The following is a 26,163-nucleotide window of genomic DNA, read 5'->3' as shown; positions in this document are numbered from 1 at the left end:
ACAGTGATGAGATTTTTCAAAAACCTCTCGATCCCGGCAAAACTGATGACCTGTTTCGCGGTCATGATTGCCGTGATTCTGATGGTCGCTGGGGCGGGCATCTTCGCAACGATGAAGGTCAACAGTGCTAACGAGCAACGCAACTATCTTTCGCAGTTCGAACGTGATTATCGCAACCTTGATCGCGCCTATCTCGTTGCGCGTCAGGAACTTATCTATTTCCTGACAACAGGTGACCGTGCCGGTTTGCAAGGTTACGAGACTTCACTTGAAGAAATCGACATTCGGACTGACGTGCTCAAGACATATGCTTCAATCAATCCACAGATTGCGACGCTGATTGAGGAAATGGACGGGGCAATTGACCGTTGGGAAGAAATCGCGGTGGAGCAGGTCCAGTTGATGCGTCACTATCTGACCGTTAACCATGCCCGCGCAATCGAAGCATCCGGTGAGCCGCGCGAACTTGCAGATCAGGTTTCTACGATTGCTGGTGAACTTGCCAAGAACATCGATCAGATGAACCAAGACGTTGGGGCGGAAGTCGACCAGGCGATGCGCATTTTCCAGATCACTCTGGGTACAGGTGTTCTCCTGTTGATTGTCATGGCGATCCTGTTTGGTGGCACATTGTCGCGGATGATCGCAACACCGATCCGCAGAATGACCGAGGCGATGGGCAAGCTTGCAGCCGGTAATCTTGATATCGAAACGCTTGATATGAAGCGCACCGATGAAGTCGGTGCGATGGCGAAATCGCTTGAAGTTTTCCGGGAAAATGCGCGCGAACGTGCTCGCATGGCCGAACAGGAAAAAGTCGAAGCGCAGCGTCAGGTTGAACGTACCCAGCGCATGGGGTCACTCACCAAGGGCTTTGATGAAAAAATCCAAAGTGTCCTCCAGGCGGTGAATGCAGCACTTGACGATGTCCGTTCGGCATCCGAGACGCTGACCTCACACGCAGAACGTGCCAATCAGGATGCCCAGGATGTTGCCGAACAGGCACAAGAGTCTTCGACCAATATCGAAACGGTGGCATCTGCAACCGCACAGCTGTCGGCCTCCATTTCGGAAATCTCGTCACAGATTGCCCGTGTAACGGAAATTACCCAGGTTGCTGTCGGCGAAACGGAACGCACCAACGAGCGTGTTGAAAAACTCAATGATGCCGCTCATAGCGTGGGTGAAGTTGTCAATCTGATCAGTGACATCGCCGATCAGACCAACCTGCTGGCGCTGAATGCGACGATTGAGTCAGCGCGTGCCGGGGAGGCCGGCAAAGGCTTTGCCGTTGTGGCTGGCGAGGTCAAAAACCTTGCTTCGCAGACGGTCAAGGCGACCGAGCAGATCACCACCAAAATTGCCGAGATGCAAAGTGAAACCGGTGCTGCATCCGAAGCTGTACGCGGCTTTGCCGACACCATCAACAAGATTGATGAATTGATGTCGGTTGTCGCAAGTGCGGTGGAAGAGCAGGGCGCTGCAACCGAGGAAATCTCACGCAGTGTGGAAGGTGCAGCCAACGGTAACGTTGCCATCACCAACGCTGTCAAAAGTGTTGCCAGCGCAACCACCGAAAGTGGCGATCTTTCCAGTGGACAGCTTGATAGCGTCGGCCGCTTGGCCGCAGCCAATGATGAGCTCCGCAGTCACGTGAATGGCTTCCTTGATGACGTCCGAACCGTCTGACGCATCAGATATCTCAATGTAAAAGGCGCGGGGATTTCCCCGCGCCTTTTCTTTTTGGTCCTGATATCCGAATCATCTTTCAGCTTTTCGGTGCAAGCGGTTCCTGGCGATAAGGGCTATGCTCGGACAGGATGAAATTGCGATCCTGGGCAATATGATTTCGTTCCTGTGCCAGAAATTGTGCAACAGCGCGCTTCAGTCCAGGATCAGCAATCAGGTGTGCTGAATGGGTAATCACCGGTTCATAGCCGCGCTGGATTTTGTGTTCACCTTGTGCGCCGGCCTCGACCGTTTTCAGGCCATGTTCAATCGCGATATCGATGGCCTGATAGTAGCAGGTTTCAAAATGCAGAAGCGGTGTGCGATCCATGGTGCCCCAGTTGCGACCATATAGTGTTTCGCTCCCCATCATGTTCAGGGCCCCGGCAACCATTTCATCATCGTTGAAGGCACAGACCAGAACGGTGCGGTCGCGCATACGCTCATGGAGCAGTTCAAAAAACTCGCGCGTCAAATAGGCCTGTCCCCACTTGCGGTCGGATGTATCGCGGTAGAAATGATAAAACCGGTCCCAATGATGGGGTTTCAAATCATCACCGCGAAGCGCTGCAAAGCTGTAGCCGGCTTCCAGAACCTGTTTGCGTTCCTTGCGCAGGTTCTTGCGTTTGCGTGAATTGAGCGCGCCCAGAAAATCATCGAAATTCTGATAGTCCCGGTTGCGCCAGTGATATTGCATGCCGGTGCGTGCCAAAAAACCGGCCTCTTCCATCTGTCTGCTTTCTTCGCCGCTGCAAAAGGTCACATGCAGCGTTGCCATGCCAAGCTTCTCGGGCAAAATCGTCATACCGCTAATCAGGGCATGACGCACAGCGTCGGGATCAGGATGATTGTGTGCGACCAGCAATCGTGGTCCCGGTACCGGCGAGAAAGGCACTGCTGACTGCAGTTTCGGGTAATAGCGTCCGCCCGCGCGCTCATAGGCCTCTGCCCATGCCCAGTCGAAAACATACTCGCCATATGAATGGGCTTTGACGTAAAGCGGCACGATGCCGATCACCGCGCCTGTTTCGTCCTCGGCGACCAGATGAAAGGGTTGCCAACCGGTTTCCGCAGTGGTTGAGCCGCTGTCTTCCATCGCCGAAAGAAAGGCAAAACTGACAAACGGGTTATCGGCCCCGGCGCAGTTGTCCCAATTGGTTTGTCCGATCTGATGAATATCGGTGACGGTTCTGATTTCGACAGGCAAAGCAAGCTACCTTAAAGCGGGTCCCCAAAGACGTCATAGGCCCGTTCAAGGGGCCTGATTTTTATACGCATTAGCCGGTATATGCGTTCAGAAGATAGGCGCAATGCGTATTTACGCAAGGGAAAGCCTTTGACGGAAGCGCATCTAAGTCCTATTTCATTGTGCCACAGGCCGTTTGGAAATGGTCTGTAAACGGCTCGGGGATTTTCCCGTGTCGCCCTCACGAAGAAAAGGATGGTGCGCCGTGAACAGCAAACTTTCGTTGGAGAAGGACAAGATCAAGGTTGTCCTGCTCGAAGGTATCCATGAAAACGCTGTAAAAATGTTCAAAGAGGCCGGCTACTCAAATGTCGACCATTATCCAGCTGCGCTCGACGCGGACGAACTGAAGTCCGTTGTCTCCGAAGCGCACTTTTTGGGCATTCGCTCCCGTACCAAACTGACCGAAGACGTCATTAATGCCGCCTCAAAGCTGACCTCCATCGGCTGTTTCTGCATCGGCACCAATCAGGTGGATCTGCAGGCCGCAGCGATGCGCGGGATCCCGGTGTTCAATGCGCCGTATTCCAACACCCGCTCGGTTGCCGAACTGGTACTGGGCCAGATCATCATGCTGCTGCGCGGGATTCCCGAGCGTAATGCGGCCGCTCATGACGGTGATTGGCTGAAGAATGCCCATGGCTCTTATGAAGCACGCGGCAAGACGCTGGGTATTATCGGCTATGGTCATATCGGGTCCCAGCTTTCGGTGCTGGCGGAATCGCTTGGCATGAACGTCATCTATTATGATGTGATCAACAAGCTTGCCATGGGGAATGCGAACTCCTGTTCGTCGATGGACGAACTTCTTGCAAAATCCGATGTCGTATCGCTGCATGTTCCGGCCAATGATCAGACCAAGAACATGATCACCGGTGCTGAAATCGCCAAGATGAAAAAGGGTGCGCATCTGATTAATGCCGCACGTGGCAATGTCATCGTCATTGAAGATCTGGCAGCCGCCCTTGAAAGCGGTCATCTGGCCGGTGCCGCCATTGATGTGTTCCCGGTTGAGCCAGCTGGCAAGGACGAGCAGTTCGAAAGTCCGCTTCGCGGCATGAGCAACGTCATCCTGACACCGCATATCGGTGGCTCCACCCAGGAAGCGCAGGAAAATATCGGGGTCGAGGTGGCAGACAAGCTGATCACCTATTCTGATAACGGCTCGACCCTGGGTGCTGTGAACTTCCCGGAAGTCTCGCTTCCGGTCAAGGACCGCACCCATACCCGCTTCATGCACATTCACCGCAACGTGCCGGGCGTGCTGCTTAAGATCAACGATGTCTTCGCACGTCGTGGCATCAACATCAGTGGCCAGTATCTGCGTTCCGAAGGCGGCGTTGGCTATGTTGTGGTCGAGGTCGACGAGGAAATCAAACCGGGCGAGGGCGTCCGCAAGGAGCTTTCGGCGATCGAAGGCACGCTTCGCGTCCGCTTCCTGTTCTGATCACATCAGATACGATCTTGAGATAGCAAAAGGGCGGGTGCCGTATGGCGCCCGCCCGTATTATTTGTCTGATTTCGTCAGCCTAGAGCTTTCGATACATCACCAACGCGTCGGTTTCGCCCAATGTCGGGTGCATAAAGGCACCGGGCAGGCGGCCAACCACCTCGAAACCAAGTTTCGGCCACAGGTGAACGGCTGCTGCATTGCTGGCAATTACGAAATTGAACTGCATGGCGCGATAGCCCATTTCCTTGGCACGCACGAGTGAATCTTCACACATCCGCCGCGCAATGCCGCGGCCACTTGCCGCGGGTGAGGTCATATAGCCGCAATTGCAAACGTGCGATCCGCCGCCACCCTGATTTTGGCGGATGTAATAGGTGCCAACCACCTTGCCGTCTTCCTCTGCCACCAGCGTGACTTTATCCTGTCCCATCCAATAGCCGATGACTTCATCGTCGGTCATGTTGCTGTCAATGGCATAGGTATCGCCAGCCCGAAGGATCGGCGCGACAATATCAAGAATGGCGGAGGTATCTTCTTGGGTGGCAGGGCGGATATGCATGGCGGAACTCGTTGTGGCGGGAATGGCAGTCCTTATACAGAACTCAGGACTGCAGTGGTGCCTTACTATCGCCACCTGTCAGCGTTTCTTCAAGGATTTCCGGATCGACTTCAAACGGAAGTTTCGCGCGGCCTGTAAGGGCCTTGGCCAGTTCGTTGCGATATCGTTCGCGCGGGATTTCCTCAACCCCGAACTGTTTGAGGTGATCATTAACAAACTGCGTATCAAGCAGGCTGTATCCGCCCTGACGCATCAGCGCGACCAGATGTACCAACGCAACCTTTGACGCGTTTGTTGCGCGTGAAAACATGCTTTCGCCAAAGAATGCCTTGCCCAGACTAACGCCATAAAGTCCACCAACCAGTTCGCCGTCTTTCCAGGCTTCGATCGAATGGGCGCACCCCATCTTGTGAAGCGCGCAATAGGCTTCAAGGATGTTGTCGTTGATCCAGGTATCATCGCGGGTGTCGGAGGGTTCCGCACAGGCGCGAATGACATCGGGAAAGGCCCTGTCGACGTGAATTTTATAGGTTCCCTTGCGCACGGCCTTACGCAAGCTGCGCGGGACATGAAACCCGTCGAGCGGCAAGATTCCACGCCATTCCGGATCAATCCAGTACAGGGTTGGATCATCGTGGCTTTCGGCCATGGGGAACAGGCCGACGGAATAGGCACGGATCAAAAGATCAGGGGTCAGTTGGTTTGACATGATCGCAGTGATAATTGCTTTGGTCCTGTTTGTCTGATGGTTGCTTACATATGAGTTGACTGGTCGCATGTGACAAGATCATCACAACTTCCAGTCTGAACCGGTCTTCAAGAATAAGGAAGCTTGATTAAATTTTTGATTTAAATCGCAAACGAAAAACGGGAACCCGAAGGTTCCCGTTTGAAATCTGCCCAAGCACTGATCAAAGCGTCTTGTTCATGCCCATGTACTTTTCCAGCCAGTGGATGTCGTAATCCCCTTTCTGGATGTCAGGATTGGCAAGAAGCGTCTGATGCAGCGGAATGGTGGTTTTGATGCCACCAATCGCATATTCTGCCAGTGCACGACGCAGGCGCATCATGCATTCTTCACGGTCGCGGCCATGAACGATCAGCTTTGCGATCATGCTGTCGTAATAGGGCGGGATCGAATAGCCGGTATAAATACCACTATCAACACGGACACCAAGGCCGCCCGGTGCATGATATTCCTTGATCTTGCCCGGTGAGGGAACAAAGGTCTGCGGGTCTTCGGCATTGATACGGCATTCAATCGCATGACCATGAATTTCAAGGTCTTCCTGTTTGAATGACAGCTCAAGACCGGCCGCAACACGGATCTGTTCACGCACAAGATCGACGCCCGAAATCATTTCAGTGACCGGGTGCTCCACCTGCAGGCGGGTGTTCATTTCGATGAAATAGAACTCGCCGTTTTCATAAAGGAATTCGATTGTGCCGGCATTGCGATACCCCATGCCAATCATGGCATTGGCAACGGTCGACCCGATACGTTCGCGCTCTTCGGGGGTCAGAGTCGGTGACGGGGCCTCTTCAAGCACCTTTTGGTGACGACGCTGCAAGGAACAATCGCGTTCAAACAGGTGAACAGCGTTGCCATGCATGTCACCAATCACCTGCAATTCGATATGGCGCGGTTTGCCAAGGTACTTTTCCATGTAAACGGCGGCATTGCCAAAGTTCTGCAATGCTTCCTTACGGGTCATGGAAAAGGCTTCGGCAAGGTCTTCGTCACGCTCGACCACTTTCATGCCGCGGCCGCCGCCGCCGCCCGATGCCTTGATCAGGACCGGATAACCGATGTCCTTGGCGCATTTACGGGCTTCGTCAACAGTGGTGATTTCGCCATCAGACCCCGGTACACACGGAATGCCGAGCTTTTCAGCGGTCTGTTTTGCCGTGATCTTGTCGCCCATGGTGCGGATATGTTCGGGCGTCGGGCCAATAAAGGCAAAGCCGTGCTCTTCGACCATCGATGCAAAGTCAGCACTTTCCGACAGGAAGCCATAACCCGGGTGGATGGCCTCGGCCCCGGTGATTTCAGCAGCCGAAAGAATGGCCGGAATATTCAGATAACTGTCTTTGGATGCAGCCGGACCAATGCAGACCGATTCGTCGGCCAGACGCACATGCATAGCGTCCGCATCAGCAGTGGAATGCACCGCAACAGTTTTGATGCCCATTTCGCGGCAGGCGCGCTGAATTCGAAGCGCGATCTCACCACGGTTGGCAATCAGGATTTTGTCGAACATGCGGTTGATACCCCGACTTATTCAATAATGACCAGCGGCTCGTCATATTCGACCGGATGGCCGTCGGTCGCGATAATCTGGGTGACCTTGCCCGATTTCGGTGCGCGGATCGGGTTAAAGGTTTTCATTGCCTCGATCAGCATCAGGGTCTGGCCTTCGGTAACGCTTGCACCAACCGAGATGAATGCTGCTGCACCTGGTTCCGGTGCGAAGTAAACAACGCCGACCATCGGCGATTTGACAGCACCCGGATGGGCACCTGCATCTGCCGGTGCGGCAGCGGACGGTGCCGCAGCAGCTGCAGGCGCAGCAGGGGCAGCCGCCGGAGCAGCGGCAACCATGGTGCCCTGACGGGCGACGCGAATACGGTTGTCACCTGCGGCAACTTCAATTTCGGTCAGATTGGTGTCGTCCAGCAGCTCTGCGAGCTGGCGAATGGCGTCATTGTCGATGTTGAACTTGCTCATTTCGATATCTTTATGATGGTTTGTGGATCAATCCGCGCATGGCATCCAGGGCGTTCTTGGTGCTCCGGGAGCCAAAGCCATAGATCATGCCGTGTAAAGCTTTCGAGACGTATGGATTGTGTCTGAATGCATTCCGCTTTTGAATGTTGGACAGATGAATCCCGCGTTTCGCCTTGGTCGACGCGGCGAAAGCATCAGGGATCGCAACCAATGTGTGCGTATATGCCTTAGCATTGCCAAGAACGCCAGAGTCTTCTTGTCGGTTTTTAATAAAACCAGTCAACTCGTTCACTTCCATTCTTGCTTCCGAGCATCCGTTGCGTGTCTGCCCGCCAGATGTCACGACCGTCAAAAAAACGCTCGAACCGCGAAGCAACAGCTAACTGCATGCCCAACATTTGGAGTTGCGTTTATAACACGACTAAAGTCTGACGCAACTTTGCAGTGGCCTTTGCAACGCCACCTTGAGGCTTCGTGCCCGCCACATTTGCCGGGGAAGCGCGGTGTATTGATGCTCAACGCCAAAAAGCTGCGCATGACATCTTGCTTAAGGCAAACGTGCTGCGCATACTGCGCGGCAATCGTGAAGATTTTGATACCACAGGAATGAAGCGAAAAGATGCGTCTGACGATCAACGGTGAAGACCGCACTATCGAAACTGCCGGAAACGTTGCCGAACTTCTTGGCGAACTCGGGATCGCCCAGACCAAGGTCGCGGTCGAACGTAATCTGGAAATCGTTCCCAAGACCGCCTATGGCGAAACCCCGATTGCCGAGGGTGACAAATTCGAAATCGTTCACTTCATCGGTGGCGGTTCGCAAGAGGCTGGGCTGGCAGCCGCAGACGACGATGGTTTTGTTGTCGCGGGCAAGAAATTCTCGTCGCGCTTGTTGGTCGGAACCGGCAAATACAAGGACTTCGAGGAAACCAAAATTGCCATCGAGGCATCCGGGGCCGAAATCGTCACAGTGGCAGTGCGCCGCGTGAACCTGACCGACCCGAACCAGCCGATGCTGGTCGATTACGTCGATCCGAAAAAATACACCTATCTGCCCAACACGGCAGGGTGTTTTACCGCTGATGATGCCGTCCGCACGCTGCGCCTTGCACGCGAAGCCGGGGGATGGAATTTGGTGAAGCTTGAAGTGCTGGGTGATCAGGCAACGTTGTATCCCAATATGCCTGAAACGCTTACAGCCGCCGAAGCCCTGATCAAGGATGGCTTTGATGTCATGGTTTACTGCAGTGATGATCCCATTCAGGCCAAGATGCTTGAGGATATGGGCTGCTGTGCAATCATGCCGCTGGGTTCCCTGATTGGATCTGGCATGGGGATTTTGAACCCGGTCAATATCGCGCTCATCAAGGAAAATGCCAATGTGCCGGTTCTGGTTGATGCGGGTGTTGGTACGGCATCGGATGCCGCTGTTGCCATGGAACTGGGCTGTGATGGTGTCTTGATGAATACCGCAATTGCTGGTGCCAAGGACCCGATCCGTATGGCACGTGCGATGAAACACGCGATCATCGCCGGTCGTGAATCCTTCCTTGCCGGACGGATGCCCAAAAAGAAATACGCGGATCCGTCGTCGCCACTGGCCGGGATCATCTAGGCGAGATCATTTGGAAAACCCGCAATGCAAAAGAGCCGTTTCATCTTCGAAACGGCTCTTTGTTGTTTTTGTTGAGATTTCGAAACTACCAAACTGCAGATGTAGGCAGTTTTAAGTTCGTCATATTTCTCAGATCAGGAAGCTTCTTCCAATCCGGCATCGACCAGCGCGTTCACGCGATCCATATCAGCACCTGAAACCATGGTGCCATTGATCAGGAATGCCGGTGTGCCCGAAATGCCAACCGAACGGGCCATTGCCGAATACTGCGCCAGCATACCGCTGATTTCAGGCGATTTCATATCTGCTTCCATCTGATCAACATCAATGCCGACGCCAGCGGCCAGTTCATTGATGCGGGCCTGATCCAGAAGGCCGCGATTGGTCATGAAGGCCTCGTGGGCTTCCATGTATTTGCCCTGCTTGGCCGCGGCCAGTGCTGCGCGAGCGGCAACACCACTTTCCTCACGCAGGATCGGGAATTCGACAAAGATGGTGCGGACCTTGCCTTCGTTCTGCTCGGCAATGTCCATCAAGCCGTCAAAGGCACGTTTGCAATAACCGCAGTGATAATCAAAAAACTCGATCACAGTGACCGGGGCGTCAACCGGCCCAACGGATGGTACAGAACTGTCGGCAACCAATGCATCCCAGACCGGCGTGATGGCGGCGGCCTGTTGGCGGGTTTGTTCTGCGGCCTGCCAGGTCTGAACATTCTGAATGGCGCGCAGAAGAACGTCCGGATTATCAAGAAGGTACTGTTCAATAACGCCTTCGATTTCGGCTTTCTGTTCAGGGTTCAGCGCGTCCTGCGCCATCACTGCCTGTGAACCAAGCAGCATACCAAAACCAAGTGCCGTACCGGCAAGAAAGCGCTTTGCGATCTGGGAAGTCATAGGGCGTCCTTTTGTCTTTGGTCAGTTGGTGACGGCTTGGTCCTGACCCTGATTACATTTGATGGTTTTTGATACGTGATATGCCTGCTAACGGGAAAGTAAAATATGCGTTAGATGAGTGACACTGTTCTCATGCGCGACGTGATCCTTGCCTGAAACAAGCCCGATCCAGACAAGCCTAACTTCATCGGCAGGACTATCGGGCCAGTAGCGGCGATAAAGCGTTGCAAGATCAAAATATTCGTGCTGCCATTCGCCGTAGCGCACCGAATACTGACCGACCGCAATCCGCACTTCCTGATCCATCGTCGGTTTTCCCGAGCCAAGATCACTTTCCGTCCAGCTTCCCTGTGCCTGCCGCCGGAAGCCAAGCACCAGTTCAACATCACCGACCTGGGCTGCATTGTTGAACTGCCAGTCAAACGACAGGAACGGCGAGGCCAGCACAATCACATTGGTGCGACGTCCGATTTCGAACGCCCCCATTCCCGGACGGGCCGCAAGTGCGATGCGACCGTCCTTGTCCTCCCAGCTGAGCGGTGCCGGTATCGTGTCGTGGGCTTGGTGAACCTGCCAATAGCGCGGCGGATTGTTCAGTGAAAATGGCGCATACAGCAGTTTCAGGTCTCCGCTGACATCCACACCCGCATCGGGCAGGGTGCAGCCCGCAAGACCCAAGGACCCGATAATCGTCACCAAAGACCCAAGAAATCGTGCCCGCGTGACCATTCGGGATACTTGCGAAATTGCGCGCAGGGCGGCCTGCGTCCTCAATTCGCTTTGTCCTTGCCCGGCACACCGTCAGGATTTGTGGCCTGCAGGATATCTTGCGCCCGCAGCCATGCCGCAGAGCCTTTTTCAAGTTTCCGGTCGGCCTGAACGGCGTGATAGCTCGCTGCCTGCCGGTCGCCCGTCAAAAGGCTGTATTCGGCTTGCGAAAGCGATGCCTCTCCTTCATTGCCGAGGCGGTTTTCAACAATTGCGCGGAAACGCCAAGCGGACGCATTACCCCGTTCACGTGACAGGGCGCCGATCAGGTTTTCCTTGGCCGGTGCCAGATATTGTTCATCGCCGGTTTCAATCATTGCATGGGCCAGCAACAATCGGATCAGTGGTGCGCCGTTTGACAGTTCTGCTGATTGTTGGAGCGGCGGAATCGCTTCGCGGGCGCGTCCGAACTCCAGAAGAATCTGGCCTTTCAGTTCTTCGAAATATGGATTGGACGGTTCTTCGGCGATCAGGCCCTCAATGATTTCAAGCGCCGGATCAAGCTGTGAGTCGCGGTAATAGGCAATCGAGCGCGCATAGCGGGCAGCGATGCTGGTATCGCTTTCGGGATAGGTGCGCAGCGTGTTTTGAATATGGTTGGTAAAGGCAAACAGTTTGGCGCGCATGCGTTCATGGCGCTCATACAGCTCCGGGCTGACCTTGGCGTCCTTAAGCGGCGAGTTGGACACATAGTTTTTAAGGAAATCAACACGCTCGATGGTCAGCGGGTGACTGCGCAAATACGGATCCTGGCTGGCGGTGCTGAGCAATTCCTGCCCTTCAAGGGTTTGCATGAATTCCAGCATCCCGCGCGATGAAATCCCGGAATTGGTGAGGAACTTCACACCCGCCTGGTCTGCGCTGCTTTCCTGGGTGCGTGAATAGGCCAGGAAGTTTCGCGTTGCGACGTTCTGGCCGCCTAAAATAGCGGCCGTACCGACATCGGAACGACCGGCTGCAACCCCTGCCGCTACACCGGCAATCGTTGAAAGAATTGAGATCGCAGACGCGTTGCGCAATTGATCATGAACGCGCGAAAGGTGCCCACCTGCAATATGACCGGTCTCGTGGGCGACAACGCCGATAACCTGTTCCGGAGTCTCTGCTTTTAACAACAGCCCAGTATTGATAAAAAGCTTTTGGCCCCCGGCAACAAATGCGTTCAAGCTGTTGTCGGACACGATATAAACTGACACGCCATTCGGATCGAGGCCCGCCGCCCTGAAAATGGGCGTGGCATACATCCGGAGGGTTTCCTCGATCTCTGTATCGCGGATAAAAGAACGACCCTGCGCGGAAACCGTGCTAGGCAGGGCAATAAGGAAAATGGCAGTGAGAGTAATAATGCGTCTGAGCAAAATGTGCGTTCCATATTTTCGTTCGACTGATGTCGGTTCCGTGCCGACGCGCAAGCCATCATGGCGGATCGCGGTCGCAATCGCAATGACTGCCGGACTTGCTGCATGTAGTGCTAATGAAACAGAAAATCTTGGTCAAATAGGGGCAGTCTCTGGCTATTTCGGTGGTGTGGTTGCCGATGAGCCGCGTGCGGTGCGCAATGCGCGCGATGTTCTTTCCGCAGGTGGGACTGCTGCGGATGCGGCTGTGGCGCTTTATGCCACCATGACCGTGACCAAGCCTTCTGTTGCCGGTATCGGTGGCGGCGGGGTCTGCGTGGTGCATGATCGTGCGACCCAAAAGGTCGAAGTTCTTGATTTCTGGCCGCAACCGGGCACGCGTACCGGCTCGGATCAGACCGCAACCACCATTCCGACCGTACCGCGCGGCCTTTATGCGCTTAGCGCACGTTATGGTCGTTTGCAGTGGGGCTCGTTGATCAGTGCGGCCGAACAATATGCCCGCCTTGGCGTGCCGGTTTCGCGATCGTTGGTCAAAGACATCGAGGCAAACCGGGCTCGCATTGAAGCAAGCCCGTCTCTGCGCGCGACGTTTATGCCGGATGGCAAGATGCTTGAGGTCGGTGATCGTATTCGTGCGGTCAATCTCGCAGCCTTGCTGACTTCTCTGCGCGTCAAGGGACCGGGCGAGTTTTATAACGGTGCACTTGGTGCGGATATTGCCCATGCGGTCGAGGCCGCTGGCGGGACTCTGACAGCCGATGACATGCGCGGCTATCGCCCGCAATGGAAAACCGCGACCGAGGTCAAGGTTGGCAATGAAACGCTGTATCTTGCGTATCCGCCGCGATCCAACGCCGGTGCTGCCGTAATCACCGATGGTAGCGAACTTGCCGATATCCTGAACCGTTATCTGGCTGACATTGCGTCAGGCAGCGAAGCGGCTCAGGCTGGTGCTGGTCGCAGTGGCTTTGTCGTCGTCGACCGTGCGGCCAATGCGGTGGCCTGCGTGACCACCATGAATGAGCCGTTCGGTGCGGGGCTTGGCGCGGATGCGTTTGGCCTTAACCTTGCGGCGGGTGACGCCGCCATGGTCTCGACCCCGCTGATGGGCCCGGCACTCATGATTAACCCGTTCGTTTGGGAATACTATTACGGTATCGCAGGCACGGGGACACCGGCTGGTGCGACCAAACAGATCGCCACCATGGCTGAAGACCTGATTGGTTCAGGTGCGGCGGCCGGTATTGCGATGAACTCCGACGGGGCGTCTTCGGTCAATGTGATCAAATGCCTTGAAGGTACGCCACCCCATCCGGAAAGTTGCCAGTTCCTTGCCGATCCGGCAGGTGGCGGCATGGCCGGCACACGCTAATCAGTTATCACCAACAGGGCAGGGATCATATCCTGCCCTGTTGTTCTTAAACACATGTCAGGACCCCACAAATGGCATTGAAACAATCCCTTCGTGGTGCAATTTCGCCCTTTATCGTGATGGATGTGATGCGCGCAGCCAATGCGCGTGAAACCGAAGGCAAGGCTGTCTATCATCTTGAAGTCGGACAGCCCGGAACACCCGCCCCGCGCAAGGTGCGCGAAGCCGCTGCCAAGGCGCTTGAAAGTGATCTGATCGGCTACACCAACGCCATGGGCATTGATCCGCTGCGCGAAGCAATTGCCGGTCACTACAAAACCAAATTCGGTGTATCAGTTGATCCGGCGCGCGTTTGTGTGGCCAGTGGCTCATCCTCGATCTTCGTGCTGGCGTTTCTCGCGGCCTTTGACGCAGGCGATCGGGTGGCGATGGCAGCCCCGGGATACCCTGCCTATCACAACATTCTAAGCGCGCTTGGGATTGAGACGGTCAATCTGCCGGCGGGGCCGGAAACCCATTATCAGCCGACCGTGCAGATGTTGCGTGATCTGGATGGACCGGTTGACGGCCTGATCGTTGCCAGCCCGTCCAACCCGGCGGGCAGCATGATCGATGTTGAAACCTATCGGGAACTGGCAACCTATTGCCGCGACAACGGCATTCGTTTGATCAGTGACGAAATCTATCAGGGCATTTCATTTGGTGATGTTGCCGAATGCACCGCCCTTGAATTCGGTGATGAAGCGATCATCATCAACAGCTTCTCGAAATACTTTTCCATGACCGGCTGGCGTCTGGGCTGGGCGATTGTCCCGCCTGATCTGATGCGCGCGGTCGAATGCTTGCAGCAGAACCTGTTTATCTCTGCCCCGGCGCTTTCGCAGCTGGCGGCGGTGGCGGCATTCGATTGCGAAGACGAATTGCAGGCCAACATCGCGGCCTACGCGCGCAATCGCGAAATCCTGCTTGATGGTTTGCCCAAGGCAGGCTTTACCAAGTTCGCCCCGGCCGATGGTGCGTTTTACCTTTATGCCGATGTGCGCGAACTGACGAGTGACAGCGAAGCCTTCTGTAAACAGATGCTCGAAGAAACCGGTGTTGCGACCACGCCGGGCACAGATTTCGACCGCCTGCGTGGCAAGGGCTATGTGCGGTTCTCGTTTGCACACAGCGAAGACACCATGATTGGTGCGGTCAAAGCGCTCCAGAACTGGAGATAGATTATTTGTTGATGTTTTGCGCGCTTTGAGTTTACCTCAATTTAATCTCATGGTTGCATGATTTTCTTATATTCACGTTGGGGTGCGCTCATGACTTCTGAAATTGTTATAATGAACCGTCATGCCATAGTTTTGGCAGCTGATAGTGCGACTACGGTTACACGAACTGTCAAAGGGAAGAGAGAGGAGAGGTACTTCAAAGGTGCGAACAAGATTTTCCAACTCTCCAGTCATCACCCGGTTGGCGTGATGATATATAATTCTGCGGACCTTCATGGTGTGCCTTGGGAAATTCTAATTAAAGATTTTAGGCAGCATATCGGCGATAAACAGTTCTCGCACTTAGAAGGTTACGTGGATGAGTTCTTTGAGTACATAGCAAGTCATGCCCATATTTTTCCGGCAGATGTGAAAGAACAAATACTCCTTTCGAAACTTGAAGATATATTTTGGGAAGTTTTTGTAGGTTCTTTGGAAAATAATTATGACAAAGATGATAAAATTAGTACAAATCGAAAGAATTTGACAGAGTATCTGAGTCTTAAGAAAAATGAGCTTGATTCAGAACCAACGCCAGAATGTTTTGGTGACGAACAAATTGCCGAAGTTATACAGAAGTACCAATCAACCCTTGTAGACAAGCTTGAGGCTGATTTTGTCAATAAAACGTTTTTGACAAAGAAGCATGTATCGACAATCTGTCGAATTTCATTTGAAATTCTCTTTAAAAGGTTCAAAAATGTGCTTAGCCCGACCGGTATAGTGTTTGCTGGGTACGGGGAAAATGAGTTTTATCCTCGCTATATCGCGAGAGAATGCTTTGGTTTTGTACTTGATAAGATTGTTGAAACGCCTATCGATAGCGAAACCGTGAGTAACGACAAAATTTCTCACATCAAGCCTTTTGCGACGTCGTCAATGATCAACACATTCATGATGGGGTTTAGTCCTGACGTCTACGGAAACACATCTGATCTAATTCGTAAGACGCTTAAGAAATTTGCTGAAGATATGCATTTAGAGGCCCCAAACTTAGACGAACTGGTAGAAGGGGCATCGAAGACGCATGTGAGGGATTGGGTAGAAGCAGCAGTTGAAACCCATTACGTACCGCTAGGGAATGTTATCGGGGCATTGCCATTGGACGAAATGGCTGAGTTAGCTGAAACTCTTGTTAACCTCCAGTCGTTGAAAGAAAAGGTGACAAAACCTAGTGAGTCCGTTGGTGGACCGATTGATGTTGCCGTCATATCTAAAGCTGATGGTTTTATTTGGATCAAGCGCAAACATTATTTTGATGGTAAGCTTAATGGGCGATTCTTCTCTCGCCAGCAGAAAGAGTTTTAAGGTTGGCGTGTTGGATGAGCTTTAGGGAGAGTGAAAATGAGCAAATACGCTGAAGTGATCAATGATATCATGAAGCGGCCATTGCCAGATAGTTTCTCTTCAGGTGCTGTCGGGTTTGAGATATTCGACACACCAGAAGACAATTCAAAAAAAGAAGCTCAAGAAACTCAATATAGCGAGATTGTGCGATATGTGCGCACGACAAACAGTCCGGTCGAACTTACAGCGCTTCTGAAGAAGGCCCTTTAGAATTGGGAACGCTTCTCTGAATTGCCCGACAGGCGGTTGACTAAAAAAAAGAAGGGCTGCCAGATGGCAGCCCTTCTTTTTTTGTTTGTTCTGGTAGCCCGTCTTAGCGACCAAGGCTCCACCAGCCGCGTTTTTTCGGCTTCGGTTTTTCGTCCTTGGCCGGCTCGGGAGCAGGGGTTGCTTCCGGTGCCGGGGCAGGAGCCGGTTCTGCTTTCTCGGCCTTGGCCGGTTCAGCAGCTTTTGGCTCAGCCGGTTTTTCAGCCGGGGCTTCTGCCTTGGGTGCTTCTTCCTTCGGAGCCGGGGCACTGACTTCTGCCGGGGTCGGGGCCGGTGCCGCGGCTGCTTCCGGTTTTGCTTCAGCCGGGGCGTCCGACTGTGCTTCCGGGGCCGGGCCGCTTTGGATCGGGATGTTCTTCACATCGCGATCATTGCCCTCGTCATTGCGATCCGAACGGGTGTTGCGGTCACGACGATTGCGGCGGTTGTCATTGCGATCACGGCGCGGACGGGCAGGGGCCGGGGCCGTGGTGCTGCGCGAACGACCGGCGCGAACACCTTCCTGCTCAAAGCTGTCTGCGTCCTGACCTTCGCTATCAGCGTCGATCACGGTGTCTTCTGCTGTGCCGTCGGGTGCTTCGTGGTCACGGTTGCGGCGTGCTGCCGTCAGGGCCGGATCATCAGCAGGCGAACGGGTCCGGTTGCCATCAAAGTCCTGACGGCGCGAACGACGGCGACCACCACGTTTGCCGCGACGGCGGCGCTTGCGGTTGCTTTCATCATCATCGTCGTCATTCGTATTGTTGTTGTTGCGATCACTGTTGTCAGACGCGTCTTCATTGTCGCCAGATGCATCCTGCTGCTGATCGTTGTTGCGATCATCGCGGTCATCATTGCGGCCACGGCGACGACGGCGACGACGACGGCGCTTGCCGCCCTGATCGTCATCTTCGTTGCGTTCAGTTTCTTCTTCTTCGTCGTCTGCATCAACCGGATTTTCAATCGCGGTCAGCGACACGCTGTCGGTGTTGAGAACAGACGGCGTTTCGTCAACTTCATCGCCTTTTTTCGCACGGGTGCGTTCAATACGATGGTCTGGCGAAATCAGGCTGTCATCACCAAAGATCATGACGCTGAAACCATAGCGGCTTTCGATTTCGCCAAGCGAGTCACGCTTGCGGTTCAGAATATAAAGGGCAACTTCACTTGCGACATGGACGGTCAGTGCGCCGGAACGACGACGCATGCCTTCTTCTTCAATCACGCGCAGCAGATGAAGGGCTGCACTTTCGATCGAGCGAACAAGGCCGACACCACGGCAATGGGTGCAAACTTCAAACGCGCTTTCGACCAGCGACGGACGCAGGCGCTGACGCGACATTTCAAGCAGGCCAAACGGGCTGATACGGCCGATCTGCAGACGGGCGCGGTCGTTGCGCATCGCTTCTTTAAGCTTGCGTTCGACAGAGGCCTGATTGCGGTGATCTTCCATGTCGATGAAGTCGACAACGATCAGACCCGCAAGGTCACGCAGGCGCAACTGGCGTGACAGTTCTTCGGCTGCTTCAAGGTTGGTCTTGTAAGCGGTTTCTTCGATGTTGCGTTCACGGGTCGAACGGCCGGAGTTGACGTCAACCGCAACCAAAGCCTCGGTCGGGTTGATGACAAGATAACCACCGGATTTAAGCTGCACGACCGGGTTGAGCATCGCATCAAGCTGGCTTTCCACCTGGAAACGGTGGAACAGCGGCACGCCCTGATCTTTATAAGGCTGCACACGCTTGGCATGCGATGGCATCAGCATCTTCATGAAGTCTTTGGCAACGCGGTAACCCTCGTCACCTTCGACCAGAACTTCATCAACATCGCGCGCATAAAGATCACGGATGGAACGCTTGATCAGATCGGCTTCTTCGTAAATTAGGCACGGTGCCTGGCTCTGAAGGGTGGTTTCGCGGATACGATCCCACAGACGCATCAGATAATCGAAGTCACGCTTGATTTCGGCCTTGGTCCGTTCTGCACCGGCGGTACGAACGATAACCGCCATGCCGTCCGGAATCTCAAGCTCTGCCAGAATGGATTTCAGACGCTTGCGGTCCTTGGCATTGGTGATCTTGCGCGAAATGCCACCACCGCGCGGGGTGTTTGGCATCAGCACGCAATAACGACCGGCCAGTGACAGGAAGGTCGAAAGCGCTGCACCCTTGTTGCCGCGCTCTTCCTTGACGACCTGAACCAGAATGATCTGGCGGCGCTTGATGACTTCCTGAATTTTGTAGCGTTTCTGAAGTTGACGGCTGTGTGATTCGACGAATTCGTCGCTGTCATCGCCACCAAGGTCTTCGATGTCTTCTTCAACGTCGGCATTCGGATCAAGAGCGGTGACTTCGTTAGCGTCGTCATCGGTAACGACATCAACGTCAAGCTCGGCGACTTCGGCTGCCATCGCGGCATTGCCACCGGTCGGGGTGTCATCACCGTTCGAACCGCTGTCATCATTGCCATCACTGGACGGCGTTGCTTCTGCATCCGAACCCGATGCCTCGACATCGTCGCTTTTTTTGCGACGATTGCGCGGACGGCGACGACGCGGTTTGGCTTCTTCTTCCTCGCCAGAACCGGTTTTCTCGGTTGCGGCATCGGACTGGCCAGGCGCCTCGGTCGTGGCATCCGCTTCCGGGGCTTCTGCCTCGGGCGTGTCGGATGTATCGTCCTTGCTCTGAGCGCGCGGTTTGCGGCGCGAACGTGTACGCGACGGCTTCTTTTCTTTTTTCGGGCTGTCTTCGGAATCGCCGATGTTGTCTTCGACGATTTCAGCGTCCTTCACCTGGGCATTGCCTTGGGCAATCGCCTCGCGGTCGGCAACCGGAATTTGATAGTAGTCGGAATGGATTTCGCTAAACGCAAGGAAACCATGACGGTTTCCGCCATAGTCAACAAAGGCCGCCTGAAGCGACGGTTCTACCCGCGTGACTTTCGCGAGATAGATATTACCCTTGATTTGCTTTTTTGTCGAAGTTTCGACGTCGTATTCTTCTAGGCGATTTCCATTAATAACAACGACGCGGCTCTCTTCCGCGTGCGTTGCATCGATAAGCATACGTTTGACCATTCGGAACCTGTTCCTGGGGGCCCCGCCAGTTCAATGCTATGGGCGCAATTGCGCTGATATGCAAACAAACCGGCATGTCCGGAGGCGCCGCCCATAAAGGTCGCGATATGTCCTGTATGTATCTGGGTCATCGCGTGTCGGCTGCTCTTCCGGTTGGACCTGGTTTTGGTGTTGAAACAAAAGAATTAGATTGCGTGTCTTTCGAGCGCGCCAAGACAGCCTTTTTGAGGAGGGCTCTATCGGGAGCGGGAATTGCCGCGTCACCGAGACACCGACCGTAAGAACTGCACTCGTCGCGTCCTCAGCCTGGTGGCATTTTGGTTGCTTACCACAAAGCATAGGAATCTCGGGTGCAACATATCCCTTTTATGCGTCTGCTACAAACAGTTTTGTTGCGTGATGTAACGACTTTCTGACAGTAACATGTAAAAACACACAGAAATCCGCGCGATTTTCCTTTGGGTGAGTTATCTTCGGCAAATATATGAAAAGACACTGTTTTTACGGTTCTGCCCCATGTTCCGCCCATCGCGCAAAGTTGAAAGATCTGTCATGCAAGTTCTGGTGTTGGTCAATTGCCCGTTAACCAACGCATTGCTATAAGCGCTTAACAGATGCTCTTGCAGGGTAATAGGCGCTGAAACGACAGATGTATTCACAGCACGCAACTTCGCTTTCCAAAACGAAAAATGCACCATCAGGGTCTTTCCTGGTCAATATCGCCAGAACGATGATGGTGGTGTTTGCGCTGTTGTGTGCATTCGTGATCACCGTGTCAGAAGCATCAGCCCAACCGGCCAAGGTGCTTGGCGCGCGGCTTGGGGTTTATCCCGATTACACGCGCTTTGTGATCGATCTCGATCAGGAAGTCGATTTTACCTACTTCCTGCTGCCAGATCCCTATCGCATCATCATTGATATGCCGGAAATCGACTGGAACGCACCGCCAAGCAAGGTGACCTCTGGCGGGGGGCTGATTTCGGGCCTGCGCTATGGCCTGTTCAAACCGGGCACGTTCCGTGTGGTTCTCGATGTCGCGCAGCCGTCGCTCGTTTCGAAGATTTTCTCGCTGCCACCGGGCGGGGGAAAGCCCAATCGTCTGGTGGTTGATCTGAAACCGACCGGGCGTGACGCCTTTTTGACCGCATCGCGTCAAAGCATGGAAGCCTATTCTGCGCGCAGTCGCAACGATACCAGTGCGACCGAGCAAAGTGTTGATGTCGCCGTTCAATCGGGCCGCGGCGGTGATGAAAAGCCGCTGATTGCCATTGATGCCGGACATGGCGGGGTCGATCCCGGTGCGATTGGCGTGGGCAATGTCTATGAAAAGGACCTGACCCTTGCCGCAGCGCGCCAGCTTGCCGAAACCCTGACGGCATCCGGGCGCTATCGCGTTCTGTTAACGCGTGACAAGGACGTGTTCCTGAAACTGCGGCAACGCGTCGAAATCGCGCGCAAGGCCGAGGCGGATCTGTTCATATCGTTGCATGCAGACTCGATTGCCAATCCAAAGCATCGCGGCGCATCGGTTTATACCCTGTCTGAAAACGCATCGGACAAAGAGGCCGCCGCACTGGCATCAAAGGAAAACAAGGCCGACGTCATTGCCGGTATTGATCTTTCCGATGAAAACACGCTGGTGCAAAGCATCCTGATCGATCTGGCGCAACGCGAAACCATGAACCTGTCGGCAACCTTGGCGGCAAATATGGTCACCCAGCTTGCCCAAAGCATCGAATTGCAACGCCGCACCCATCGCTTTGCAGGTTTCGCGGTTCTGAAGGCACCTGATATCCCGTCTGCCTTGTTTGAAATGGGATATCTGTCGAATGCAACGGATGCCAAGCTGTTGCAAAGCCCGGCCCATCGCAAAAAGATTGCCGAGGCCGTCATGCGGGCAATTGATATTTATTTCGAGAAACACAAGTTCTAAAAGCTGGGACTGTCGGTATCGTGATTTGCGTCTGACATAGGCGGGAAAGATACCGATACGCTTTATTCTGGGAATAAAAAGCCCTCAGGCGTGGTGGCTGTCACAACCTCGTCATGATTTTGCCGCTATGATGCGGGCAAATCCGTGTTTACGATCCTGACAGGCGAAATGTCGGTCGGGACGTTGCATTTCCGGTAAGAGTGCATGAATATGCGCCCTTGACCGATCAGGCCAACAAAATGAAAAAGACCTGCTTACATGCGCATTCTACTTAGTATTTTCGGCTTTCTGTTCTTGATGGCGGTTGCGGGCGGCGCCGGTATGCTGGCGATCTTCTGGCACTTTGGCCAAGGACTGCCTGATTACACACAGCTTGAAAATTACGAGCCCGAGGTTATGACACGTGTGCATGCATCCGACGGTGCCCTGATTGCCGAATATGCGCGTGAAAAGCGTGTCTTTGTGCCGATTTCGGCTATCCCGCACAAAGTAATTGATGCGTTCGTCGCGGCTGAGGACAAGAACTTCTTTTCTCATCCGGGGATCGATTTTGCCTCTGTCTTGCGCGCGGCTGTCACCAACGTTGTCAATTTGGGAACCGGCAAACGTCCGGTCGGCGCATCAACCATCACCCAGCAGGTCGCCAAGAACTTCCTTCTGACCAACGAAGTATCCTACGAGCGCAAGATCAAGGAAGCCATTCTGTCCTTCCGTATCGAGCGGGCCTTTTCCAAGGAACATATCCTTGAGCTTTACCTGAACGAGATTTATCTCGGCAGTGGCAGCTATGGTGTGGCCGCAGCTGCTTTGCGCTATTTCGACAAGTCGCTTGATGAGCTTGATGTTGAAGAAGCCGCCTATCTTGCTGCCCTGCCAAAAGCACCATCTAACTATCATCCGGTCCGCAACCATGACGAAGCCAAGGCGCGCCGTAACTGGGTGATTGGGCGGATGCTTGAAGAAAAATACATCACCGAGGCCGAAGCGCAGGCGGCATGGTCATCCCCGCTTGAAGGCAAGACCCGAGAGTCGGTTGACACTTACCGCGCCGATTTCTTTGCCGAGGAAGTCCGTCGCCAGCTTGTGGATCGCTATGGCGAGGGCATGCTTTATGACGGTGGCCTTTCTGTGCGTTCCACCGTGGTTCCGCGCTTGCAGGATATCGCCGACAAGGCACTGTTTGACGGGTTGGTTGAATATGACCGTCGTCATGGCTGGCGCGGCCCGATCACCAATATTGATCTGTCGGGCAACTGGCAGCAGACGCTGCGCGAAGTTGAAACTCCGGCAGATATCCCCTGGGATCGTGCCGTTGTGCTGGATACCGACGCCAATGAAGCAAAACTGGGCCTGATGAATGGCGAGCAGGGGCGTATTCCGTTGCGCTTCCTGACATGGGCCCGCCCATGGCAAAAGGGCCAGACTTTGGGCGCGGTTGTGAACCGTCCGTCAGATGTGCTGAAGCCCGGCGATGTTGTTTACGTCAAACATTTCGCCGAACTTGATGGCGAACAGTTGCCGCCAAATACCTATGGCCTGCGTCAGATCCCGAATGTGAATGGCGGTCTGGTGGCAATGGATCCGCATACCGGGCGCGTATTGGCGATGTCGGGTGGTTTTTCACATGATCTTTCGAAATTTAACCGCGCAACACAGGCCCGCCGTCAGCCGGGCTCTGCCTTCAAGCCGTTTGTCTATCTTGCCGCCCTTGATCAGGGCTTTACGCCTTCGACACTGGTGCTTGATGCGCCGTTTGTGATTGATCAGGGCCCCGGCCTTGGCAAGTGGAAACCGGGCAACTATAGCGGCAAGTTCTATGGTCCTTCGACCATGCGACTTGGGATTGAAAAGTCGCGAAACCTGATGACGGTGCGTCTGGCCCAAACCATCGGCATGCCGACCGTGGTCGATTACGCCGAGCGCTTTGGTGTTGTTGATGAAATGCCAGACGTGTTGTCGATGTCGCTGGGCGCGGCTGAAACGACAGTAATGCGTTTGACGTCGGCCTATGCCGAGTTGGTCAATGGCGGCAAGAAAATCACCCCGACCCTGATCGACCGTATTCAGGACCGTCGCGGCAACGTGATTTATCGTCGTGACGAACGCGAATGTGCGCAATGTCAGGACGTGGCGTTCCGTAATCAGATGCCGCCTGATCTGCCTGACACCCGCGAACAGCTGACCGACCCTGCCAGCGCATTCCAGATGGTTCACATCATGGAAGGTGTTATTACCCGTGGGACGGGCCGCCGTATTGCAGAGCTTGGCTATCCGCTGGCAGGCAAGACCGGCACGACCAATGATTCGCGTGATGCCTGGTTTGTCGGCTTCTCGCCGGATTTGGCAGTTGGTGTTTATGTTGGCTTTGATGACAACCGATCCCTTGGTGATCGTGAACAGGGCGCCAGTGCGGCCGCCCCGATCTGGAAGGAATTCATGCGCGGGGCACTTGAAGGCACAAAGGCCATCCCGTTCCGGACCCCGCCGGGCATTCGAATGGTCCGTGTCGAAGCGCGTACCGGCCTTCCGGCCCGCCCGGGCGATCAGGACGTGATTTGGGAGGCCTTCAAGCCCGGCACCATTCCGGCTTCGAACGACAATGTCATTGATGGCGGATATAGCGGTTCAGGTGGATCCGATAGCAGCGGTGGCTCTGTCTCCGGACCGGGTGGCATTTACTAGCGGGTTCGTGCTTTACCGACCGCGCCAAACACCATCAGGTTTGGTTGGGGTATATGATTAAGGCCGGATGTGATCAGCATCTGGCCTTTTTCGTTCAGGAACAGGTTCACTTGAACTTGTTGGCTTTCGGGTCGGCCTTTTCACAAACGCGTTGAGTCATCAAAGCATGACAAAACAATCAAGACACTGACATCAGGCTGTCATCGGACTTTGTCATGATCTTCAATGTTTTGTTTCATACCCTGATGAGGTTCTTGTAATGACTTTTCGTCTTTCCCGCCGAAAGTTTTTGACCACCAGCGCGACGGCAGGCGCCGCGACTGCGATGGGTGGTTTCTTTATGCCGTCGATTTCACGTGCTGCGGATCGTCCGATCATGACCCACGGTGTTCAAAGTGGTGACGTTACGCAAAGCACTGCTTGCATCTGGGGACGTGCAGATCGTGCGTCGCGCATGGTGACCGAAATCGCGACCACGGAAGGGTTCAAAAACTCGGTGCGTATTCCGCATGTCGATGTGCTGCCAGAACGTGACTTTGCCGGGAAACTTTCCCTTGACGATCTGCCAGCAGGTCAGGACATCTTTTACAAGATACATTTCGAAAATCTGGATGATACACGTGCATCGTCCGAACCGATTATTGGTCATTTTCGGACGGCACCAGCAGCCAAGCGCAACATTCGTTTCGGCTGGTCCGGCGATACCGGCGGGCAGGGTTGGGGTATTGATGAAGACCGCGGTGGCATGAAAACCTATTCAACGATTACCAAACATAACCCGGACTTCTTCATCCATTCCGGCGATACGATTTATGCCGATGGGCCGTTTGCCGAAACCAAGGAAACACCGGACGGCGAAATCTGGAAAAACATCACGACCGAAGACACCGCAAAGGTCGCCGAGACGCTTGATGAGTTTCGTGGCAACTATAAATACAACATGCTTGATCAGCATGTGCGCGAGTTCAACCGTCTGGTGCCGGTATATTATCAGTGGGATGACCACGAAGTGACCAACAACTGGTATCCCGGCGAGATGTTGCTTGGCGATGACCGCTATAGCGAAAAATCGGTGTCGCTTCTGGCCGCGCGTGCTAATCGTGCCTTCCGCGAAATGCTGCCGGTGACCGAATACGCATCCGAACCCGGTCGCATTTACCGCAAGGTTTCTTATGGGCCGTCCTTGGAGATTTTCTTCCTTGATATGCGGACCTATCGTGGCACCAACGACGCCAACAATAGTGCCGTACCCACGGATAACACCGACTTCCTTGGTCGTGCCCAGATGGAATGGCTCAAACGTGGTCTGTTGAATTCCAAGGCGACCTGGAAAGTGATCGCAGCCGACATGCCGATTGGCATGATCGTTTATGATGACTGGAAAAACAAAAGCACGTTTGAAAACCTTGCCAATGGTGATGGTGCGCCAGCCGGTCGTGAACTTGAAATCGTTGAACTGCTGCGTTTCATCAAGAACGCCAAAATCAACAATACCGTCTGGTTGACGGCGGATGTGCATTACACGGCGGCCCATTATTATGATCCGAACAAGGCACAGTTCCAGGATTTCGAACCCTTCTGGGAATTTGTCTCTGGTCCGTTGCATGCCGGAACCTTTGGTCCGAATGAAATGGACAACACATTCGGTCCGCAGGTCAAATTCACCAAACACCCGACCGAGGAGCAGGGGATCAACCTGCCGCCATCCTATGGGCTTCAGTTCTTCGGGCTGGTGGATATTGATGCCGATACAGAACAGTTCCGCGTTTCGCTTCGTGATGTCGCCGACGAGGAACTCTATACGGTAACGCTTGATCCGGTTTACAGCTGATCGGCAACTTTGCTTAATCAGGCTTTTGCAATAGAACCCGGCGCACCAACCGCGCCGGGTTTT

The 26,163-nt window shown here is 54.2% G+C and carries 20 protein-coding genes; 10 read left to right on the top strand and 10 right to left on the bottom strand.

The genetic code is table 11. The features are described 5' to 3' along the window. Positions 1-6 precede the first annotated feature (6 nt). The gene (locus HED22_RS16060; protein WP_167724084.1) at positions 7-1,689 is read left to right on the top strand and encodes a methyl-accepting chemotaxis protein; all 1,683 of its coding nucleotides are present in this window, start codon (positions 7-9) and stop codon (positions 1,687-1,689) included. Between the two features lie 79 nt (positions 1,690-1,768). Here the strand turns inward: HED22_RS16060 and HED22_RS16055 are convergent, their stop codons facing one another. Beyond that, on the bottom strand, positions 1,769-2,935 hold the full coding sequence (locus HED22_RS16055) for a GNAT family N-acetyltransferase (RefSeq protein ID WP_167724082.1): 1,167 nt from the start codon (positions 2,933-2,935) through the stop codon (positions 1,769-1,771). 244 nt (positions 2,936-3,179) lie between these two features. On the opposite strand from HED22_RS16055, the gene serA reads away from it, so the two are divergent. Further along, complete coding sequence (gene serA, locus HED22_RS16050) at positions 3,180-4,421, top strand: phosphoglycerate dehydrogenase (protein WP_167724080.1); 1,242 nt, start codon at positions 3,180-3,182, stop codon at positions 4,419-4,421. An 82-nt stretch (positions 4,422-4,503) separates the two neighbouring features. Here the strand turns inward: serA and HED22_RS16045 are convergent, their stop codons facing one another. The 5 genes from HED22_RS16045 to HED22_RS16025 form a co-directional block, all read right to left on the bottom strand. Further along, positions 4,504-4,986, bottom strand: a complete 483-nt coding sequence (locus HED22_RS16045; RefSeq protein WP_167724078.1) for a GNAT family N-acetyltransferase — start codon at positions 4,984-4,986, stop codon at positions 4,504-4,506. 43 nt (positions 4,987-5,029) lie between these two features. Next, on the bottom strand, positions 5,030-5,695 hold the full coding sequence (aat, locus tag HED22_RS16040) for a leucyl/phenylalanyl-tRNA--protein transferase (protein WP_167724076.1): 666 nt from the start codon (positions 5,693-5,695) through the stop codon (positions 5,030-5,032). A gap of 202 nt (positions 5,696-5,897) precedes the next feature. Next, a complete protein-coding gene (gene accC / locus HED22_RS16035) occupies positions 5,898-7,247 on the bottom strand; it encodes an acetyl-CoA carboxylase biotin carboxylase subunit (RefSeq protein WP_167724074.1) in 1,350 nt (449 codons plus the stop codon). Between the two features lie 17 nt (positions 7,248-7,264). Beyond that, the gene (accB, locus tag HED22_RS16030) at positions 7,265-7,714 is read right to left on the bottom strand and encodes an acetyl-CoA carboxylase biotin carboxyl carrier protein (RefSeq protein WP_167724072.1); all 450 of its coding nucleotides are present in this window, start codon (positions 7,712-7,714) and stop codon (positions 7,265-7,267) included. A 10-nt stretch (positions 7,715-7,724) separates the two neighbouring features. After that, positions 7,725-8,012, bottom strand: a complete 288-nt coding sequence (locus tag HED22_RS16025; protein WP_167724070.1) for a type II 3-dehydroquinate dehydratase — start codon at positions 8,010-8,012, stop codon at positions 7,725-7,727. A gap of 321 nt (positions 8,013-8,333) precedes the next feature. Between HED22_RS16025 and thiS the strand changes: the two genes are divergently transcribed. Beyond that, entirely contained in the window at positions 8,334-9,329 is a 996-nt protein-coding gene (gene thiS, locus HED22_RS16020) for a sulfur carrier protein ThiS (protein ID WP_167724068.1), read from the top strand. Between the two features lie 134 nt (positions 9,330-9,463). Here the strand turns inward: thiS and HED22_RS16015 are convergent, their stop codons facing one another. The 3 genes from HED22_RS16015 to HED22_RS16005 form a co-directional block, all read right to left on the bottom strand. Then, positions 9,464-10,225: a DsbA family protein gene (locus HED22_RS16015; RefSeq protein ID WP_167724066.1), complete on the bottom strand. Its 762-nt coding sequence runs from the start codon at positions 10,223-10,225 to the stop codon at positions 9,464-9,466. Between the two features lie 87 nt (positions 10,226-10,312). Continuing rightward, positions 10,313-10,921 carry a hypothetical protein gene (locus tag HED22_RS16010; protein ID WP_167724063.1) on the bottom strand — a complete coding sequence of 203 codons (609 nt, stop codon included), beginning with the start codon at positions 10,919-10,921 and terminating at the stop codon, positions 10,313-10,315. 74 nt (positions 10,922-10,995) lie between these two features. Then, positions 10,996-12,351: a M48 family metalloprotease gene (locus tag HED22_RS16005; RefSeq protein ID WP_368484510.1), complete on the bottom strand. Its 1,356-nt coding sequence runs from the start codon at positions 12,349-12,351 to the stop codon at positions 10,996-10,998. Here HED22_RS16005 and HED22_RS16000 point away from each other — a divergent pair. The 4 genes from HED22_RS16000 (at position 12,338) to HED22_RS15985 (ending at position 16,542) form a co-directional block, all read left to right on the top strand. After that, entirely contained in the window at positions 12,338-13,726 is a 1,389-nt protein-coding gene (locus tag HED22_RS16000; protein WP_167724059.1) for a gamma-glutamyltransferase, read from the top strand. The genes HED22_RS16005 and HED22_RS16000 overlap by 14 nt on opposite strands. A 71-nt stretch (positions 13,727-13,797) precedes the next feature. Beyond that, entirely contained in the window at positions 13,798-14,946 is a 1,149-nt protein-coding gene (locus HED22_RS15995) for a pyridoxal phosphate-dependent aminotransferase (RefSeq protein ID WP_167724057.1), read from the top strand. A 90-nt stretch (positions 14,947-15,036) separates the two neighbouring features. After that, positions 15,037-16,293 (top strand): hypothetical protein, encoded by a 1,257-nt coding sequence (locus HED22_RS15990; protein WP_167724055.1) that lies wholly within the window; start codon positions 15,037-15,039, stop codon positions 16,291-16,293. A 36-nt stretch (positions 16,294-16,329) separates the two neighbouring features. Continuing rightward, positions 16,330-16,542 (top strand): hypothetical protein, encoded by a 213-nt coding sequence (locus HED22_RS15985; RefSeq protein ID WP_167724052.1) that lies wholly within the window; start codon positions 16,330-16,332, stop codon positions 16,540-16,542. A gap of 103 nt (positions 16,543-16,645) precedes the next feature. Here HED22_RS15985 and HED22_RS15980 read toward each other — a convergent pair whose 3' ends face one another. Then, positions 16,646-19,654: a ribonuclease E/G gene (locus HED22_RS15980; RefSeq protein WP_167724050.1), complete on the bottom strand. Its 3,009-nt coding sequence runs from the start codon at positions 19,652-19,654 to the stop codon at positions 16,646-16,648. Between the two features lie 649 nt (positions 19,655-20,303). Here HED22_RS15980 and HED22_RS15975 point away from each other — a divergent pair. From HED22_RS15975 to HED22_RS15965, 3 genes are all read left to right on the top strand, one after another. Continuing rightward, on the top strand, positions 20,304-21,587 hold the full coding sequence (locus HED22_RS15975; RefSeq protein WP_254870132.1) for an N-acetylmuramoyl-L-alanine amidase: 1,284 nt from the start codon (positions 20,304-20,306) through the stop codon (positions 21,585-21,587). A 258-nt stretch (positions 21,588-21,845) separates the two neighbouring features. Continuing rightward, positions 21,846-24,269 carry a penicillin-binding protein 1A gene (locus HED22_RS15970; protein ID WP_167724048.1) on the top strand — a complete coding sequence of 808 codons (2,424 nt, stop codon included), beginning with the start codon at positions 21,846-21,848 and terminating at the stop codon, positions 24,267-24,269. Between the two features lie 259 nt (positions 24,270-24,528). Beyond that, entirely contained in the window at positions 24,529-26,100 is a 1,572-nt protein-coding gene (locus HED22_RS15965; protein WP_167724046.1) for an alkaline phosphatase, read from the top strand. The last annotated feature ends 63 nt before the right edge of the window (positions 26,101-26,163 follow it).

The organism is Thalassospira sp. HF15 (genome assembly GCF_011806525.1).
In the GTDB taxonomy this organism is placed as follows: domain Bacteria; phylum Pseudomonadota; class Alphaproteobacteria; order Rhodospirillales; family Thalassospiraceae; genus Thalassospira.
Note: the sequence above shows the minus strand (reverse complement) of the source record. Positions and strands in the feature narration are given on the sequence as shown.

Coding starts and splice junctions, on each gene's coding strand:
- HED22_RS16060 (WP_167724084.1), top strand. CDS start 7: ATGAGATTTTTCAAAAACCTCTCGATCCCGGCAAAACTGATGACCTGT.
- HED22_RS16045 (WP_167724078.1), bottom strand. CDS start 4,986: ATGCATATCCGCCCTGCCACCCAAGAAGATACCTCCGCCATTCTTGAT.
- aat (WP_167724076.1), bottom strand. CDS start 5,695: ATGTCAAACCAACTGACCCCTGATCTTTTGATCCGTGCCTATTCCGTC.
- accC (WP_167724074.1), bottom strand. CDS start 7,247: ATGTTCGACAAAATCCTGATTGCCAACCGTGGTGAGATCGCGCTTCGA.
- accB (WP_167724072.1), bottom strand. CDS start 7,714: ATGAGCAAGTTCAACATCGACAATGACGCCATTCGCCAGCTCGCAGAG.
- HED22_RS16025 (WP_167724070.1), bottom strand. CDS start 8,012: ATGGAAGTGAACGAGTTGACTGGTTTTATTAAAAACCGACAAGAAGAC.
- thiS (WP_167724068.1), top strand. CDS start 8,334: ATGCGTCTGACGATCAACGGTGAAGACCGCACTATCGAAACTGCCGGA.
- HED22_RS16015 (WP_167724066.1), bottom strand. CDS start 10,225: ATGACTTCCCAGATCGCAAAGCGCTTTCTTGCCGGTACGGCACTTGGT.
- HED22_RS16000 (WP_167724059.1), top strand. CDS start 12,338: ATGCGTCTGAGCAAAATGTGCGTTCCATATTTTCGTTCGACTGATGTC.
- HED22_RS15995 (WP_167724057.1), top strand. CDS start 13,798: ATGGCATTGAAACAATCCCTTCGTGGTGCAATTTCGCCCTTTATCGTG.
- HED22_RS15990 (WP_167724055.1), top strand. CDS start 15,037: ATGACTTCTGAAATTGTTATAATGAACCGTCATGCCATAGTTTTGGCA.
- HED22_RS15985 (WP_167724052.1), top strand. CDS start 16,330: ATGAGCAAATACGCTGAAGTGATCAATGATATCATGAAGCGGCCATTG.
- HED22_RS15980 (WP_167724050.1), bottom strand. CDS start 19,654: ATGGTCAAACGTATGCTTATCGATGCAACGCACGCGGAAGAGAGCCGC.
- HED22_RS15975 (WP_254870132.1), top strand. CDS start 20,304: ATGTATTCACAGCACGCAACTTCGCTTTCCAAAACGAAAAATGCACCA.
- HED22_RS15970 (WP_167724048.1), top strand. CDS start 21,846: ATGCGCATTCTACTTAGTATTTTCGGCTTTCTGTTCTTGATGGCGGTT.
- HED22_RS15965 (WP_167724046.1), top strand. CDS start 24,529: ATGACTTTTCGTCTTTCCCGCCGAAAGTTTTTGACCACCAGCGCGACG.